The sequence below is a fragment of the Bacillus sp. LR--39 genome (assembly GCF_053613335.1).
This window is the reverse complement of sequence record NZ_JBSIOT010000001.1, coordinates 612,510-632,622: the sequence shown is the minus strand read 5'-3', so window position 1 is coordinate 632,622 and position 20,113 is coordinate 612,510. Positions and strand designations below refer to the sequence as shown.

General features: G+C 50.0%; 3 protein-coding genes. All 3 read right to left on the bottom strand.

Annotated elements, in window-relative coordinates; translation table 11 throughout:
• Genes ACWHAR_RS03205 through ACWHAR_RS03195 form a run of 3 tightly spaced genes read right to left on the bottom strand, consistent with a single transcriptional unit; the run spans window position 1 to window position 20,109 of the window.
• A complete protein-coding gene (locus ACWHAR_RS03205) occupies window positions 1-6,216 on the bottom strand; it encodes a beta-ketoacyl synthase N-terminal-like domain-containing protein (protein WP_032873179.1) in 6,216 nt (2,071 codons plus the stop codon).
• Window positions 6,213-12,368 carry a type I polyketide synthase gene (locus tag ACWHAR_RS03200; RefSeq protein ID WP_032873177.1) on the bottom strand — a complete coding sequence of 2,052 codons (6,156 nt, stop codon included), beginning with the start codon at window positions 12,366-12,368 and terminating at the stop codon, window positions 6,213-6,215. The genes ACWHAR_RS03205 and ACWHAR_RS03200 overlap by 4 nt, the downstream gene beginning before the upstream one ends.
• Before the next feature lie 22 nt (window positions 12,369-12,390).
• Window positions 12,391-20,109, bottom strand: coding sequence for a type I polyketide synthase (locus ACWHAR_RS03195; RefSeq protein ID WP_032873175.1), 7,719 nt, complete (start codon window positions 20,107-20,109; stop codon window positions 12,391-12,393).
• Window positions 20,110-20,113 lie beyond the last annotated feature (4 nt).

Here is a 20,113-nt window from a genome sequence, read left to right as displayed (position 1 = left end):
TTACGGTCTTGTTTTGGCGGGCTGCTTCAGCATCTCACCATGCACATTCAGTATCTTTTCCTGCAGCTGCAGGAAGCTGTGTTCTGTCATTCCGTCTGCCGAATATAAAACGCCGCAAAATTCAGAAATCGTTTCGGCTGCGCTGTCTTCAGCCAATAACGTCATATGGTTGGATACCGCCACATCCATGATGGCGATGTTTGTCATATGCTCTTCCCACTGGCTCCAGTAGTTGACGAAATCAGCAGATAAAATATCGGCCCTGATTGTAAAATACGGATCAAGCTCACCCAAGAAAATACCGTTTTTATTTCGGAAATAATAGCATGTCACCCCGTTCGGATCCGGAAGCGGCAGGAGTTCGTAATCAGTGATTTCGTAAGCGTCCTGAACATTTATATTCTGCCTGATCAGATTTTTCACCAACGCGTCCGTCTTCGTTAACCCCCGCTGTTTGGCTTTTGCGATTAATTGCTCTAAAAATATGTCTTCATGAAGATCGGCATTCAGTTCATCACGATGAATCAAGGTTTCAGATATGCGTTCCGGATGTTGATAGATCGGTGCAAATAAAGCCATGTTCACCGTCTGCAGCATCATATTTTTATCAAATAATTCATCAGAAATGTTTATTTCCCGCGCACCCGCCGCGTCAAAGGAGTCGAGCATGACGATTGACTCAACGGTTTCTCCAGCCAGCTGCAATTGCCGGGTGACTTCATAAGCGAGCATGCCCCCTAATGAATAGCCGCCTACATCGTAAGGACCCCGGGGCTGCACGGTACGTATGAGCTTAACGTAATATTCGGCCATGTTTTTAATGCCGCGGATCGGTTCCCGGTCTGTCATCCACCCTCTTGCCTGAATTCCGTAAAAAGGACGCCCGGTCCGTTCGGCAACGGGCTGGTACAGCTCCACTGCCCCCAGCGCGGAATGAAACCAGAAAATCGGTCTTCCCTTTCCACCCGGGTTAAGACAGATCAGCTCGGGCGGTTCTTGATCATCTGCCTCTTCTGATATATCGTTTTGTTTCGTATGTTCCCCATGTACTTCCTCAGTGTCTTTTTGGACAGAACCGGTCAGATACCCGGCTAATGTTGCGATTGTCGGATATTCATAGACCAGATTTGCCGTAATAGACGCTTGATAGGCTTTATTAATGGACTGAACCCATTCCACACCGATAATAGAATCCAGCCCCATATCAATGAATGCCTCATGCTCATCAATATCTTCCGGCTTCAGAAACAGGATGTCCGCAAGGCTTTCTTTGAGCTCTTTGCGCAAAGTGCCGTCAGAGATGCCGGCAAGGGGAGTTTCTGCTTCCGGGATTTGCGGACGTACCGCTGTTTCCTCCGCTTCAGCATACTCGGGTTTCTTTATTTGCCCCGCTATATATTCCGCAAGCTCCTTAAGCGTCGGGTGTTCATACACCTTATTGGCAGTAATCTCAGTGTGGTGCGTTTTATTTACTGTTTGTATCCATTCAACCCCGATAATGGAGTCAAGCCCCATGTCGATGAAAGGCTCATCAGCATCAATATCTTCCGGTGACAAAAATAAAATATCTGCCAGGCTTATCCTCAATTCTTCAAGCAATGTTCTATTGTCTTCGAAAACGGCTTTTTCTGGCTGCCGGACAGAAACAGTACCATCCAAAGGCTGTAACACGATCGGTTTTTGCAATATCTCCGGTTCAAACGCTCTCATTTCGATCTCAGTTAAAGGAGTCAGAGAAATCAGCCCTTCATGTTCAGGCTGGGGCGAAGACGGGAGAACGGTTTGCGTTTCAGACTTTTTCATGGCTTGACCTGGTAAAGAACTGTTTACATCAGCCGCCCAATACCTTTCTTTTAAAAACGGGTAGGCAGGAAGCGGCGTTTTATAATATTGCCCTCCGTCAAAAAGCCGTGTAAAAGGAAGATCATACCCTCTGCAAAAAAGGTCAGCGATATGTGCCAGGCTTTCTCTGTACTGTGCGGGCGAAGCCGCCGAGCGGCACTGTTCAATGCATTCCATTCCGAATGTTTTCATTCCGGCTTCTTCTGCCGGCTTCTGATCCTTCAAATTGGACACAAACACACCCGGAAGCTCTCTTTTTACAAGCCACTCCGATAATACCCGCTTCAGTTCGTCCGCACTGCTTACGATACAGGCAAACCGGTGATGTAAATGCTTTCTGCCGAGCAGGAGCGTATAACTTATATTTCCCAGATCGCTGTCTTTGTTCTTGCTGAGTGAATCCAGCAGGCGTTCTGCCTGAATTTCCAGCTGACGCTCCGTCCGCGCAGATAAAGGAATGAGGCAGGCCGGTTTTGCCGGTGACCGGCGCACGGTTTGCGGCGCCTCTTCAATCACAAGATGGGCATTTGTTCCGCTGAATCCGAATGAACTGATGGCGGCTCTGCGCGGTGCATCCGGATTCCGTTCCCATGGTATCAACTTTTCATTCACAAAAAACGGGCTGTCCGCAAATTGAATATGCTGATTGGCTTGATGAAAATGCAGGGAAGCCGGAATCTGCCGGTGCTTCAGCGAAAGCAGGATTTTAAACAGTCCGGCCATCCCCGCGGCCGCAGCGGCATGTCCGAGATTGGTTTTTACAGAGCCGATGGCGCAATATCCTTTTTTATCCGTATAGCGGCGGAAAGCGCGCGTTAAGGCGCCGAATTCGATCGGGTCGCCCAGTGCAGTGCCCGTTCCGTGAGCTTCCACCATTTGAATGGTTTCCGGATCAATGTGAAAAGTGTCATAGACATGCCGTTCCAATCGTTCTTGAGAAAGCGCGCTTGGAGCGGTGATTCCGTTTGTAGCGCCGTCCTGATTCATTGCAGAGCCTTTTATGACGCCGTACACATGATCTCCGTCACTAACGGCGTCGCTAAGACGTTTCAGCACCACCGCTCCCACGCCTTCCCCCGGAACGAACCCGTCCGCGCTTTGATCAAACGTATGGCAGCGTCCGGTCGGTGACAGCATATTCGCCTTATTTGACGACTGATAAAAAGCGGGAGTGGATTGAATGAAAACCCCGCCCGCCACCGCCATTTCCGTTTCTTTCGTCCAGAGCCCCTGACATGCCAAATGAATGGCTGTCAGCGAACTGGAACATGCCGTATCAACAGTGATCGCCGGACCTTGTAAATTAAGGTGATAGGCGATCCTTGCCGGAGTGACGGAATTATGATTGCCCCAAAAAGCCTGCGCGGGCCCCTGCTGTTTAAAAATGGCCTGGTAATCTCCGCCGCAGGAGCCGGCATACACGCCGCATTCCCGGCCTCTTACCGAGTCTCCCGCATATCCCGCATCTTCAAGCGCTTTCCATGATTCTTCCAAAAACAGCCGCTGCTGCGGGTCCATATAGGTCGCTTCACGTCCCGATATATGAAAGAAAACGGGGTCAAAACATTCAATGTCCTCTATAAAACTGCCATACTGGCATTGGCTGTCAGAGACATCCCATCTGTCTGCTTTTTTAATCAGATCCCGTCCGGCGGCTAAGTGTTCCCAAAACTCTTGGAGATTCTCCGATTCAGCAAACCGCCCGCTCATCCCGATAATCGCGATCGGTTCTTTTTCAGGTAACACAGCTGCTGATTTTACTGTATCGGCCGGATCCTTTTGTTCGGGGGGGTACGTCATTTGATACGGCTCAGAAACGCTGATGACGATTTTTCCGATATTTCCGCGGTCATCCAGACAGTGATACGCTTCTTTTATGTCTTCAAAGGAAAAGATTTTTGAGATGACAGGCTGAATGACTCCCTCTTCCGCCAGCCGCTGCAGTTCCAATTGATAATCCTTGACCTGATCCGGATTTTGAAGGGACAGCTTCCGCAAATCCACGCTGTGAAACGATTGATTGTTATGAAGGACGGACAAGTCGACTGATTTAGCGGATTTCAGCGCAGTCATGGCAATTTCGATATATCTTCCGCCCGGCGCCAGGCAATTCATTCCTTTTTGCATGGCATCACCGGCCAGGGTATTAATGACAACATCCACCCCACGGCCGCCGGTCATTCGCATGATTTCCGTTTCAAAATCTTCTTCTAAATAGCAAATGGTATTGTGGACCCCGAGCGAATGCAAATACTCAATTTTTTTCTGTGATCCGGCCGTGGCATATATTTCCGCACCGATATGCCGGGCCATTTGCACCGCGATCAGCCCCGTTCCTCCCGTCGCGGTCTGAATTAATATTTTTTCGCCTTTTTTAAGTCCGGCTTTCCGGAAGGCGTCTATCATTGTCACCGCCACGGTGGGAAGAGCGCATGCTTCTTCAAAGGTCAGCCGGGCCGGTTTATGATAGACTTGATGTTCTTTACATGTGATGAGATTCGCCTGAGATCCAAATTCCTCTCCCATGCCGACAATCACTTCATCACCTGGAATGACGGATGTTACATGCCTCCCTGTCTTGATCACGACGCCGCTTGCTTCAAATCCCGGAGTGAACGGATAAGGCGGCATCGTCGGGTACAGCCCTCTGACACAAAGCAAGTCTCCGAAGTTTAAAGAAAAGGCGCGGACGGCTATTTGAACTTCGTCATCTTTTGTCTCGGGCACTTCACTGCGGGCAATCGTCAGATCTTCAATGCCGCCCGGACGGTCAATCACAACCCGGAACATTCCCGAGTCATCGGACTTTGCGAAAGAAGGCGGCATACGTTCTTGTTTCGGTTTCTGATAACCGTTTTCCTTTCTTTCCGTCTGCAGAGGTTTTTCAGCAGGCCGTTCTTCCTGAAGCGCCGGGCGGATTTTCGCTCTTTCGGTCTCCAGAGATGAGGCTATGATGGTTTCGTATTCTTCCGAGATATAACCGGTCAGCAGTTTCACATGATAGTAATCAAATAAAATCGTTGTCTGCAGTGTAAGATTCAAACGCTTATTAATCTCGTTAATCACATTGACGGCCAAAATGGAATCAATGCCGTATTCAGAGAAATTCAGTTCTTCCTGAATATCCTCTTCTTTCATTTTTAATACATCGGCAATACTTGTTTTGATGACTGAGCGGACATGGGAAACGACCGATTCCCCATCAGCCTTAACAGCTTGATGCTCCTCTGGCGCGCGGCTGCGGGAAACAGGCTGTGCGGGCTTTCGGAAAACTTCGGCCGGGGCGGCGTATGGCTTTCTGCCGTCTCTGATCCCTTGCATCCGGACGAGTCCGTCACTCTCAGCTGCGATAATCTGCTGACCTAAATCATGAGCCGTTTCAGCAGGGAAACAAACCGCTCTGTATCCTTCCGAATGCAGCACACGCTCCCACGATTTTGGATATAAGCCGGGACTTCCCGGAATCCGAAGCTCAGCATCCTCATAGGACCACCAGCCGTCAAGCAGCCCGAAGGTTAAATGGGTAAAAACAGAACGATCGCTGATTTCGTTTATCAGAATCATTCCGTTGTATTTCAGAAGCGCTTTCAGACGGCGCAGTGTCAAACCGATATTTTTTGTGGCGTGAAGCACATTGGCGGCGATGACAATATCGTAAACACCCGTTTTGATATTTTGTGATTCGCAAGGCTCCTCCGCATTAAACAAGGCTGTTGTCAAATACGGCACATCAGGTCCGTATTCCTGTTCGGCATGCATTAAAAAAGCTTTAGAAACGTCCGTATAACAATATTCCGCAATCTGTTTTGCAAATGGTTGCAGTTTTGTAAACAGCATGGCGCTCGTTCCGCCCGTCCCGGCCCCTACTTCTATCAGCCTGATGCGGGCATCGGGGTGTTCTGTAAGATAGGCTTTCAGGTAAGCGGCCGCGGCATCTGCTAACACTTCATTAAAATAATCCGCGACAGGATTATGCTTATAAACACCTTCAACGAGCCGCATTGACGAATCGGGAAATACGATATCCGTAGCCGGACGTTCCCCTTTTAAAATGGAAGGCATCGCTTTTATCGTCGCCTCAGCCAATTCAGCTTGCGCAAGCTCCCCATTGGGAAGCAGGCGTTTATGGGCATTCCACTCATTCCAGACTGTGCGGCTGTCCGGACGCTGATCCGTGAGGAGGGTGATCGTGTATCCGTCATACGCGATATATCCGTTTTCTTTTAATAGATTCAGGCTTTCTTCCAGCCATCTGCCGTATGTGCCGATCACGCCGGCGCTCCGCATGGATGCTGCAGGTGTAGTGACAGGCTCGCTGAAAAACCCGATTGACTGTAATTGGTAAAAGAGCAGTTTGCAAAGAAGGCTGTTCATATGCGCAACTCCATTTCTTGTTTTAAAGTCTCAAGCCGTTCATTCCGATCCGGATTTTGCCGCTTGACGCTTTCCATAAATGAAGGCTTCGGGCCGGATATAACCGATATTGCATCTTGATCCGTCAGTGCGGCTAAGCCGTGCGGAGCAGCTTTGATGAATGCCGCTTGACTGAACGGTTCTGATAGTAAGACTTCCAGCGCCTCCATTGCTTCATCGGGTTCAATAGAACCGATCCCTGACGCCTCCATCCGTTTTCTGTAAGACGGGTCTGATACAACGCCCAGACTGCCCCAATATCCCCAATTCATGACTTTCACTTCACAATCAAGCAAGGAAGCGATATGGCGGGCAAAGGCGTCTTGAAATGTACACCCTGCCGCATAGTTGCTTTGCCCGGCATTTTTTGTGAAAGAATTAACGGATGAGAAAAACAGCACAAAATCAAGCGGTTCTCCCTTAAAAGCTTCGATCATTCGGACGCTCGTATTTGCCTTAGCTGAAAAAGCGTTTCTGAAAGAAGCTTCATCCATATTCGCCATACTTTTGTCGGCAAGCGTTATCGCGGAATGGATGACTCCCGTTATATTGCCGTATTGCTCTCTTACGGAACGGACGGCAGCCTTAAGCGCTGCGGCATCTTGAGCATCAGCCTGTATATAATGCGGCGCGGGGCCTGATAGCGCCAGCCTGTCTATTTTGCTCTGAATCTCCTGATCCTTCGGCCGCCTGCCGATCCATATTATCCGTGCCTTGTAACGGGTGATCATGTATTTGCTCCATGCTTCTCCGATGCCGCCCGCTCCGCCGATGACAGCATAAACGCCGCCTTCTCTGTACGACATACGCGGAGCGGAACTTGTCAGCACCCGGACTGTTTTTTGCTTGTGCCAAGCTCCGTTACGGTACGCGGCAGCATTTCCGTCCGGATCTGGAGGGAGGCGCCAGATGTCTTTCATTTCAGACGAATCACTGTCTTCTTCTGCATCAATCAGCCTGATATCCCAGTTCGGATATTCTTTTGCCAATGAACCGATCAAACCGTGTACACCTGCATGCTCAGGCTGCGGCAGATCACCCGGATACACGGACTGTGTCTGCCGGGTGACCGCCGTAAAGCTGATGTTTCGATTTCCATACCCGAGTGACAGCAGCGCTTTGATGAAACGGAAACATTGAATCACCCCATTCTCCTGCTCATCAAGCATTTCCTGACTGACGGATGCGGGTGCGAAACGATCCGGCGCAATCCATAAGAAATGGCGGATATCTTGATACCCGGCTGTCAATTTACGTAATGTTTGCTCGCTTGAATGATCCGGCGTCTCCGCCAGATGGGCGCGGGGCCACATTTTTGCCGCAGCCTTTATGGTATTTCCCGGCTTTCCGATGATCAGCAATTGTTCCTGATCAACCGCTCGATTTTCTTCCAGAGAAAAGAAAGTTTTGTCCCAAACAGGGGCAAGCAGCGCCGTCTGAACTTCCTGCCGTTTGCTTTCGGTTTGGTTTGTCTGCCGGACCGCCCGACAGACAAATCCTGTCAATCTCATACAAACAGCGCCGTTTTCATCACATAAATCAATATCCAGCGTCAGCGCTCCGTTATCTGACCGATCGCTCTGTTTGCGGACAAGCGCCCACATCGTTTTCTGAGTCGGCTGAAATATTTCTGCCTGCCTCAGGGAAAACGGCAGCATCGGAGTGTCTCCGGCAGTATCTGAACCGGCACCCAGTGACGCCTGAAACGCGGCATCTAGAAGACTCGGGTGGATGACAAACTGATCGGCGGTACTGTCTGCCGATTCCGGCAGCGACAGCCGGGCTGCAGCGCCCCTCTCTCCGATCATCAGCTGATCAATTCCTTGATGGCTCGGCCCGTATATCATACCCGCATGCCGGAAAGCCTGATAAACCTCATCAGACGTCATAACCGATTGGCCGCAGCCGGACAGCCAGCCCTCTAAGTGAACTGACGGAACCTCTGCTATCTCTCCTGATACCGCGGTGCCTTTACTGTATAAAATCCGTTCTCCCCCGGGTTCTTCCGATAGGCTGTAAATCGTAAATTCAATGTCTTCATTTTCCTTAAGGATAAGGCTGATATGGACTTCTACATCCGTCCCCTTATGAACGACAGGCCTCATCCATATGAGATCTTTCAAATACAGTCCTTTACGTCCGTCCGGCACAGCGCATGCGGCACGCTCAACGGCCGCCCTGGCCATTTCGATCACGGCGGCTCCCGGGAGCACCTTCTCCCCATTGACTGTGTGATCAGTGAAAAAGAATTCCCGTCCGGTAAAAACGGATGTGAATTTCAGCTCCCACAGATCGGATGTGTTTTCATGAAGCAGCGGATGGATCACCGTTTTGCCGTCATCCCTTTTTGAAACCGCCTCGGCTTCATCTTGAATCCAGCATCTGACCTTTGCAAACGGATAGGCGGGAAGGCTGATTCTCCGGGGTTTTCGTCCCGAATATAACAAGTTCCAGTCCACATCGACTCCCTGCACCCACATGTTCAGCAAATGACCGTACTTTCTCTTTTTCAGCCATTTGACCATGGCTTCCTGCAAATCTTCATCAGATTCAAACACAGCCACTGTCTCATGATTTCGCTTCGCCCGCCCCCTGTAAAGATGCGGTGCATTTTCATTTTCCAAGTACGATCTGAGCTTGTCCTCCAGCTCCTTAAGGGAGTCCGCAATGAGAGCCAGCCGCTCATCCATCGCTTCCCGCCCCGCTTGTAAAGTATATGCGACATCAAATAAGTCCGGCTGATCCGTATGCTTCTTTTGAAGAAAAGCAAGAAGGCGCTCCGCATATTCTGTCAGACGCTCCCCGTTTTTCGCAGACAGCAGAATGACAGCCGGCTCTTGGCTGCTGATTGCTTGTTTGACAGGAGCCTCATATTCTTCAATAATGATATGCGCGTTAGAACCGCCCGCACCAAAGCTGCTGATCCCCGCCCTGAGCGGCTGTTCTTCTCCGTCTGCGGCAATCCGTTTCCAATCTGTTAATTCCCGGCAGACGGAAAACGGCCCTTCGTCAAATTGGATATTCGGATTTAAAACATCCGCATGCAAAGATGGGGCGATTTGTTTGTGCTTCATCTGCAGCAGCACTTTTGTGACAGCGGCGATGCCTGCTGCCGATTCCCCATGTCCGATATTTGATTTGACAGACCCGATGAGACATGTTTCAGGAACATCACCGAATGCATCGGTTAAAGCCCGGATTTCAATCGGATCGCCTAATTTTGTCCCTGTCCCGTGCGCTTCCACATAGCTGATCTGGCCCGGAGATACCCCCGCCTCCTGTAAAGCTTGAGAAATAACTTCGCTCTGCGCCTTGGGGTTCGGTACGGTGTAACCGCTCGCTCTTCCGCCGTGATTAATGGCAGCTCCCTTAATGACGCCGTAAATCCGATCTCCGTCTTGTACGGCGTCTTCTAAACGTTTAAGAAGCAGCACCCCGACCCCTTCTGCCGGAATATAGCCGTCACCCCCGGCGCCGAAACTCCCGCAGTGTCCTTTAGATGAGATGAACTGCCCCTGGCTCAGCATGAAGTACTTGTTAGGATGAACGGTGAGATTCACTCCGCCGGCAAGCGCCGCGCGAATCCGATGATCCCGCAGATCCCGGCACGCCATGTACAATGAAGTCAGAGAACCCGAACACATCGTATCGACCGAAATGCTCGGCCCTTGAAAATCACAAAAATAGGAGACACGGTTAGCAATGGATGAAATCCCGCCGGGGAGCCCGATATGCCGTCCTTTCACTCCCGCTTCAGCCGCGAATAGCGGGTATTCCTGATACATGACACCGGCATACACACCTACCTGACGGCCCAATTCAGGTGATGTCCTCGTATATCCCGCATCCTCCATCGCCATCCACGCATGCATTAAAAACAGCCGTTCCTGAGGATCAAGGTGTTCCGCTTCACGGGGGGAAATCTTAAAGAACTCAGGATCAAAATCGGCGATCCCGTCAATGAATCCGCCCCATTTGCTGTAGATCGCTCCCGGCGCCGTACGGTCCTCGGAAAAGTAATGTTCCCATTTCCAGCGGTCTTTCGGAATTTCGGTAATACAATCCTTTCCTTGTTTGAGATTTTCCCAAAACGCATTGATATCATCGGCCTGCGGATACTTGCCGGAAATTCCGACAATGGCAATATCCAGCGGGTTTCCTTTCGTTTTCTGACGGCTTTGATTCCCGGATGGGGCAAAAGACGCATTTTCAAGCCGATTTGGCTGAAGCACTTCTTTCACAGACGCGTTTTTCAATTCCGCCAGCTGTTCTCCGGTATGGCTGAGGACTGCGGCGTCAAATGAGAGGAACCCGTCTTTTTTATGTTTGATTGTATTCACCACATAGACGGTATCAGACATGACAGGTCCGTAAAGCGTCAGCCTCTCAATCATGAGCGGGACGTGAATCCGCTTTTTCAGCTGCAATTCTTCTTCACCGAGCGACATATAACAAGAATTCAATATAAGCGGGTCAAATGCAAAGTGATGCAGATCGCCTTTTTCTTTTTTTCCTGATAAGTCCAGCTGCAATAAAAAGGAGCTCTCACTCATTTTGTATCCCGCCGTTACCGTTTTCAGCATCGGGCCTATCGTGAAGCCGGCAACCGAATCGTACAGACGGGAAATGACATCCGGCGCCACCTTTTGTGCATGCGACTTCATTTGTTCAACGTCATATGATTTTTTTACGGATGCCTCTGTATATCTGATTATTTCTCCTTCGGCACACGTCTTCCGGCTTTCTTTACCGGAGACAGAGCAGCTTGCGGTAAAGCGTTCGGCACTCTTTTCTGCCGCAAATGAAATGTCAACATGTGCGGCCTCTCCCGGCTCCAGCGTGACGGGCCCGCCCGTAAAACGGATATCTTTCAGCTCGGCGGGATACGTGTCGGAATGAGACGTTCCGGATGCATCAAGCACCAGACACGGATACACTACACCCATCAGTGCCGGTTTGCCGAAAACCAGATGATCCTGAAGGAATGCTTCATGTTCATAGAAAGTAAATGTCTGACTGCCTGATTGCGTTTCAGAGACCGGTGCTGCATTCGCAACAAGGCCGGAAGATTCATCTGTCCCTTTTGTTTTTATGTCTTCAAGCAGCTCGGATATGCTGCTGCATTCAAATAAAAGAGTCGGATTCAGACGCAGATCAAACGCCTCTTCGATGTCTTTAATAATGGCCAGAAGCTGTGACGATTCAAGACCTAATTCAAAAAACACGGTGTGCGCATCATTTCTTGTGACAGGACGGCCTACGTATGTTGAGAAAATGCGGTATAAGGTTTCCTCCATCTGCTGAACGCCTGGTATCAGCTGCCGGTCTGTCCGCACCTTTTTGGCTGTCAGGCCGAGCAGTGAAGCAATATGCGCACCGCTGGGGTTGTAAAAGTCAATATCCATTTTCACCATTTCAGACGGCGTGCCGGACTTTTTCGAAATCACCGCGTAACAGCGCTCCGTAACCGTCTCAGCGGCAATAAACGAATCATAATAAATCGGTAAAAACAAACCGGCGCCTGCAGCTGTCTGCAATACGCCGGAGGCCATGGCGGCACCGTCCATCAGCGCGGGATGAAAGAGAGTGCCGGGGAGATTTTCCTGGCATGAATCAGACTGCCGAATATCAAGGAAACATTCCTCTTCATTTGCATAGATCTCTCCCTCCGGCTTCATCAGCCCGTCATGCGTCAGTCCGCGGCTTCTCGCGTCTTCGTAAACCGTATGCAAAGAGACTGATGGAAGTGCGGCTTGTTGTTTTTTCTCCTCTGCGTCAAGGCGCCTATCTGATGAGAAGACTCCTTCATGCACCTCCGCTGATAAGAAAACCGTCCCGGAATCCGCCCCGCAAATCGAGGCAGTCCAGAACTCCTTTTCTTTACTGAATATGACACTCACATCAAGCCGCTCTGACCGCTTCACTGATAAAGGATGATAAATGGTCACCCGTTTCAGACAGATGGAACGGAATGAAAGATCAAGGCTTTGCTTTGCCAGCTGATACAGCATATCAATATAGGCCAGACCGGGCATGACAGATTCGCCGTGAACAAGATGGTTTTTCATAATGGGATGTTCTGCCGTCAGGCGCAGATTCACTGTTTTTTTCATGGTTAGTCCCCTTTTAAAAACGTCACGTTGTCACCTGCCAAAACGAGTCTGCAGGTGCAGTGCTTGTCTCTGCTTTTTTCTCATATTTCTTTAAAAGATCCGCAATGTCTGTTTTTTCATTACTTGTTTTTTCTGCTTCATTCTCCGTGCTGTTCCAGCCGCCCAAAAGGGGGTAGTGTTTTTTTCTGAATTCCGGCGGCTGAGGCGCCCGGTGATGTTCCCGCTGCCTTTCACCTCTGTATTCTTCAACGAGGATATGAGCATTTGTCCCGCCGTCAGGAAATGAACTCTGAGCTGCGACGCGGGGTTTCTTCTCTGAATGCCAATCAACGGGTTCACGATTAAAATGAATACGCGACGCTTCAAAGTCATAATGTTCAAATGGCTCACGCGCTGATAAGAAAGGCGGAATCCGCTTATGATAGACGCTCAGCACACATCGGATGAAGCCCGCAAGACCTGAAGACAGAAGCAAATGCCCTACATTCGGTTTCACCGATCCGATCCGGCAGGGCAGAAGCGTTTTCCGGTTCAGCTGATAGACATCTGAGAGCGCCTTGATTTCCACCGAATCAACGATTGGGGAACCGCCTCCGTTCACTTCTATATATCCAATGTCTTCGGGCGACTTTTCCGCCATGTCAAGCGCAGTTTGAATGGCGTCTCTCTGCGCTCTTATATTCGGTGAACCGGGACCGAGCGTCCGGCCGTCATTGTTTACCGAGACGGCTTTTATGACGCCGTAAATACGGTCTCCGTCCCGCACCGCATCGCTCAATCGTTTGATAAAAACCGCCCCCGCTCCTTCTCCGAGCACTTCTCCCGCTGATTCACGGTCAAATATATGAAACACGCCGTTCTCATTTAAAATATGGCGTGCTCCGAATAACCGGTGCGCGGACGGAGATAAGAGCAGACTCACCGAACCGACTAAGGCCGCGTCAATCCTTCCGGCCAAAAGGGCGTCTTTTGCAAAGGACAGCCCGATCAGCCCTGAGGAACATGCTGTATCCACGACAAGGCTCGGCCCTGTGACATTCAAAAATCGTGAAATGTTGGCCGCCAAATAGTTTTGCCCCGCCCCCAAAATCGGGTTAGGCGCCTGCAGGATATGTTCCATACCGGCTGAAGGCTGCGCCCTGCCGCCGATGTACACGCCGACTTTCCGGCCCGATAAATCCTTTTGGCCGTACCCGGCATCATAAACGGAATGAACCGCTTCTTCTAATATGATCCGCGCCTGCGGGTCCATAACTGCCGCGTCTTTTTCAGAGATGCCGAAAAAGCCCGCATCAAACATGTCGATATCATCAATCCACCCCGCATAATCCTTTGCATTTGCTGTTGCATGCCAGCGCGATGCGGGGACAGGCCGAATGGCGGTGTTTCCTTTCATCAGCAGCTCCCAAAAAGCATCCGTTCCGCCCGCCCCCGGAAAACGGCAGGACATGCCGACAACGGCAATATCGTCTTCGGTATCCGCTTTCGGCTTCATGAATGTTCTCTCTTCAGAGGCGGCGGTTACATCAGGCTGGACGTCCCCGTCTTGAACGAAACCATTTTCTTTTGTCACAAAATCGGCTTCATGATGCGCTGCGAAATAGTCAACCATTTCTGTAATCGTTTGATATTGAAGCATTAAGGACGGTGTTAACTTTATGCTGATCCGTTTTTGCAATGATTGAACCAATTCCGCAAAGAGTATTGAGTCAATTCCGTATTCATCAAACGGCATATCATCTTTTATCTGCTCATCCGTCATTTTCAGTTCTTCGCTGAAAACGGTGCGCACCCATTGACGAATCATATCCTTCACCTTTTGGTCACCGGCAGTGCTTTTTTTCATGTGAGCTTCAGTTTTCTTCACCTTCAGAAGATCACCAAAATCAGCCTTACTGTCTTCGGGAACACAAGGAATTCCGCAGCTTTGTCCGTTTAAAATGATGTAATCTAAAAACTTCAGTCCGTCTTCGGCAGACAGCCTGGAAAGTCCTGATTTTTGATAAGCAGGTGTTTCCGGCAGGCCTTCAGCCATGCCGGTTTCTTTCCAGACGGGCCATTGAACGGCTTTAACAAACACGTTTCCTTTACCTGCCTGATGATTTGCAAAAGAGTCCATAAATGAATTAGCCATCGCGTAGTCACTTTGCCCCGCAGCAAGCGAAGGGATCAGACCCGAAACGGATGAGAACAAAATAAAAAACGACAGCGGCTCATTCCGAACGGCTTCATAGAGATCGCAAAGCCCAGTTACTTTCGGTGTGCAAACGCTTTCGATCTCAGTTTCGGTTTTGTTATAAAAAGCGGGGTGTTCTCCCATTGCACCCGCGCAATGAAAAACACCGGTAATCGGTCCCATCGTGCCGCGGATGCTGTCCGTCATGTTCCGGAGCCCCTTTTGATCCGTAAGAGAAACGCTGTAATAACGGATCTCCGCACCCCGCTCGGCTAACCTCTGCATCCGCTCGGCTTTTTCCGGGAGAATGCCGTCCTTTTTCATGTCTGCCCACTCCGAGGAATCGGGAAGCGGCTCCCGCCCCATGATGACCAGTTTTCTGCACCCGCGTGAAACGGCATGCTCCGCCGCAATTGCGCCGATCCCGCGCGATCCGCCCGTTATTAACAGCACATCATCAGACGAATAGGAAAGCTCAGGCGCCACAGACACATTCGTACCCGGCTTCAGAAACGGCACATAACGGCGATTCAGCCTGTAGCAGCATTCACTGCCGCTTTTGGCCCGCGGCTGTAAAAATTCAGTCTCAATCTGTCTGCTTAATTCTTCTGTATGCTCAATCTCACAATCGCTATCTATCGTAAAAGAATGAATGTTGGCATACTCAGCGCCCATCATCCGGTACAGCCCCGCCGTTTTCGCCCCTTGCATCAGAGGTTTACTTTCCTTGAAAGGCTGGAGGCGGTGTGTCACTTGGCTGAACACAGCGCCCCTATGACGGAATGATTCAAGAGCCTGCTGTAAAAAGGCAAGCTTTCCGTGTTCTATCTCTTCCCGCCGTTCATATTCCGCGTCATATGCGGTTATGTCGACGACCCCGAGTATCTGTTTGTTTTGAAGAGACTCCCGCACTCTGCCGTAAAGGTTTCGCCCCGATGCGGCGGCGTAATAATCGGCGCCGTCTTTTGCCTGATGGATGAAGCAAATCGTTTCAATATGGCTGTTTCCTTTAAAAAGAGCATCGGCCAATCGGCTTGTCTTATCAGTTGCAAGTATCATTACTGTTCCTGATAATGCTTCAGATTCCGCCGGATCTTGCTGCTTCCAGTCTTTTTGAAGAATAATCTTTTGGTTTTCCGCCGGTTCGTCTGTCTGTTTCCGGATATCCGCGGGCACAGGCACCCAATACCGCTCCTTCGCGAACGGATATACAGGAAGGCTGACCCGTTTCGGCTTCTCTCCTTCGTATAACAGGCTCCAGTCAACGGCGGCTCCTTTTGCCCACTCAGTGAGCAATCTGGAATATTGCTTGTTTTTCAGCAGCCCGGCCATTCCTGCTGATGAAATATCATCTTGAGCACGTCCGCGGAAACATCCTTCAATTTCTGTTTTCCGTTCAAGCACATCCTTCAGTTTCGCTTGCAGGCCGCAAACGGATGTAACGATCAATGCCAGCCGTTCAGGCATCGCTTCTCTGCCTGTTTGAAGCGTGTAGGCCAGGTCTTTAAGGTTGACTTCTTTTTCCCGTAAAAAGCGGTCATACCGTTTGACATATTCTAATAGGCGTTCTTCATTTTTTGCCGAAAGCAGAAACAGAACCGGCTCGTCTTCCCGTATATTTACCGATTTCTTTTCAGCCTGCGGCGGCAGATATTCTTCTATGACAAAATGGGCATTGCTCCCGCTGGCGCCAAAAGAACTTAAACCCGCTCTTCTCGGCAGGTCAGAATGTGACGGCCGTTTCCATTCTTCCAGCCGGTCCGCCACATAAAACGGCGTGTCCGGAAACGGAATATGGGGATTCAGCGTGTCCGTGTGCAATGACGGAAAGATTTCTCCATGCTTCAGCTGCAAAAGCACCTTTGTTAATCCGGCGATTCCGGCCGCTCCTTCTAAATGGCCGATATTTGATTTAGCAGAGCCAATGGCGCAAAACCGCTTCTTGTTTGTCCATTTGCGGAATGCGCGGCTCAGCCCTTCAATTTCAATCGGATCACCCAGAGAGGTGCCTGTTCCGTGGGCTTCAATATAGCTCAGTGTCTCCGGATCAATGCCGGCACTCTGAAAAGAATCTGTAATGACTTCCGCCTGTGATGCCGGATCAGGCACGGTCAAACCGGATGTTTTTCCGACATGGTTTAAAGCGGAGCCTTTTATGACGCCATATATCGGACAGCCCATTCTTTCCGCTTCTTGAACGGTTGTCAGTAACACCGCGCCGACGCCTTCTCCCGGCACATAACCGTCACCGCCGTCGGCGAAGCTTTTGCAGACGCCTTCTGAAGACAGAAATCCGGCATTCGCCAAAAACGCATATTTATGCGGGTGTGTGACCGCATTCACACCCCCGGCAAGGGCGAATTCGCACTCCCCCCTTTTAATGCTTTCACATGCCAAATGTATGGATGTGAGCGAAGAAGAGCACATCGTATCAACAGCCATTGACGGCCCTGTAAAGTTCAGGCAGTGAGACACGATATTCGGAACAGAGGCAGGCGTCACGCCCATAGACAGCGGTGTGCCCCGCTGTGTGATTTCAGCGCCGAACAGCTCATAATGGCTCCAAAACACACCTGCGAATACTCCGACGCGTTTTCTCTTTTGTGAAGATGGCCCGCGCGCCGTTCTGTCCTGATAAAAACCGGCATCTTCACAAGCTTCCCAAGCCGTCTCTAAAAACAGCCGCGCCTGCGGGTCCATCATTTCAGCCTGGCGCGGAGTCAGATTGAAAAACAGCGGATCAAAGCTGTCTATGCGATCTAAAAATCCTCCGTAACGGTAGAACTGATCTGCTTCATATGAGAAAGGATAACCTTTCCATCTGTCCTTCGGCATTGTTGTGATGCAGTCTTTTCCTGAGCGCAGATTTTGGTAAAATTCATCGATGCTTCCCGCCTGCGGGTATCTTCCAGCCAATCCGATTACCGCAATATCGTGCTCTTCTGTGTGTCTCTCTTGTTTTCGGCTCCTTCTCTTGACAGCTGCATGGGATAATGAAGAGCGGTTCTTGTCTGCCACCTGATCCAATCGGCCCATGCTTTCAGTTACAGCCGGCTCCTTCCCGTATAAAATAACAGATTGCAGCTTGCCGAGTCGCAGCATATATTCAAGTGAAGCCATCCCTTCCCCAGTCGGAAGCGGGCTGGTGCCGGTTGCATCATTCATGATCTCTTTCATCAAGCTGTCAACCTGCATGCCGCCATCTTCCCAAAGCGGCCAGTTGATCGTCATAGAAGCCCCGGTCCGTTCGCCTTTTTCCGCTTTGCAATCGCGATATTTCATATATTCATCCATAAAAGCGTTCGCTGCGGCATAATCTGTCTGGCCCGCATTTCCGGCCAACGCCGAGAATGAGGAAAATACGGCGAAAAATTCAAGCGGTTCATGCCGTGAAGCTTCGTCCGCATGAATCAGGCCGCTGATTTTCGGCAGAAACACCTGCTTCAAGTCAGAACTGTCTTTTTGGATGATAAATTGATCTTTTAAAACACCGGCGCAATGAAAAATGCCCGTCAGCCGGCCGAAGGTTTCTGTAATCTGAGCAAATGCCCGCTCTGTTTCGGCTTTATTGCCGATGTCCGCTTGAACGTAAAGAACTTCTGCGCCCAATGCTTTCAGTCTGCTGATCTTCTCAGACTGTTCCGGCGAACGGCCGATGAGTGCGAGCTTCACCTTTTCTTTTTCTGCAAGGTGACGGGCAAGCAGAAATCCAAGACCGCCGAGACCTCCTGTAATGACATATACGCCGTTTTGTTTCCAAGGAGACTGTGTCTGCCCGTCCAGTTTCTCAATACGTTCGAACAATCTGATCTGCCGCATATTGTCTTTATACCGAATGTCTGTGCAGCCTGCATAAGAGCAGTCTGCTTCTGTTCTAATGATTGCGGCCGTCTCACTTGGCAATCTCTCATTCTTGTCACAGAAGGTGATCACCTGAGTGCGAAGAGCCGGATTTTCCAGATGTGCCGTTTTCAGCATAGCCCCGAGAGCGGAAGACAATGCCGCTCCATTCTCAACGGCGCATACAAGCTGAATCAATGTATGTTCTTTCGGATGGTCTGTCAGTTCCCGTTTGAGCATACGAAATATGCGCTCGGCATCTGCTTCAAACTGCTCATCTGCAGCCTCATGCTCCCTTTTCAGTTCTATCACTTCCGCTTCCGGGCAATGTGCGCCGAGTTCACCGGTGAGACGGGGTCCTGCATCGGCAGCGATAATGAGATGACGGGTGTGTTTTTGCCCGTTCTGCACCGCCGTTTCCAGCGGATGATCTTTCCAGGCGGGTTCAAAAAACAGAACCTCATCAGCGATGTCAGCATCTGATGTATGCTGTTCTTCGGCCGAATCTTTCAGCACACAGCCCGCTTCATTGATAAGGTAATCCGCAAGGCGGCGGACTGATGAATATTCAAAAAGCAGTGTCGGATAAAACTGCTGCTGAAAAGTCTGCTCTAATATCTTTACAAGCTTCAGCAAATGCGCCGAGTCAAGCCCCATATCATAAAAGCCTTTCCTCACATCAATATCCTGTGCCGGACGATTGATCAGCCTGGCGATTTCCGACTTTATGTAAGTCACCATGTTTTGTTCCGGCGTTTGCTGTTCAGACACGTCTTCTGCGGCCACAGGACTTTCGGGCTCACCACGGCCGCTTCTATTCTGCTGAGGCGGCTTCTCTTTGTCTATCAGATGGGTAATCATATTCGCTTGTCTGACCCTTTTTACTGTCAGTTTCTCACATTCGGCCAATACGTTCCCTGCCCTGTCGTAAATCGTGAAGTCGGCCGAATAAACATCAGGTTCGCTGTCTGATGCGCCGCTTTCAGTGCGGCTGTTTTTCGCAGAATAAGTGTAAATCGTTTTCGGAAACGGCTGATACATGCAAAAACGATTGATCATAAAAGGAATATAAGGTGTGTCATTTTGCTTTTGGGCCGACAATGCAAAGGAAGAGCCGGCAAGGGTGGACGCATCTAAAAAAGCCGGATGCGCCTTAAATTTCTCCCGGAATCCTTCAGCCAAATCACTCAGAGTGAGCTCCATTAATTCTTCTTTATCCTGAAGCTGATAAACGGCCCCTTCATTTTTCATAAACTCGCCATGTTCAATATGGCTTCTTCTTGCAATTCCGTAAATGTCATGCATGTCCCATTTTCGGCTTGCGTTTTTCATGAATGCTTCAATATTCAGTTCTTTTGCCCGGGGCGTGTCTTTTTGCAAATAAAGCTGGCATTCCATATTCTCATCCCGGTTTCCGCCAAGCGGTGTGCCATTTTTTGCTTTTTCGCTAGTGATCTCAACTTTCCAGCTGTCACGCGCCGGCGTAAAGGTCACATACAGGTGTTTATCAAACTCTTCAGATGTTACAACAGGCTGCTTAAAAATAATCTGTCTTAATTCTATAGGCCGTTCACCGAGATACCCGGCGGCGAGCCGATACAGCATATCTATTAAAGTCACGCCCGGGAGGACGCGGATTTGATGAACGCGATGATCCCGGACGATATAATTCGTATGGCTGATTTTCTGCAGGAACGTTTTGACTTGATCGGTGGCAACTGCCAATCTA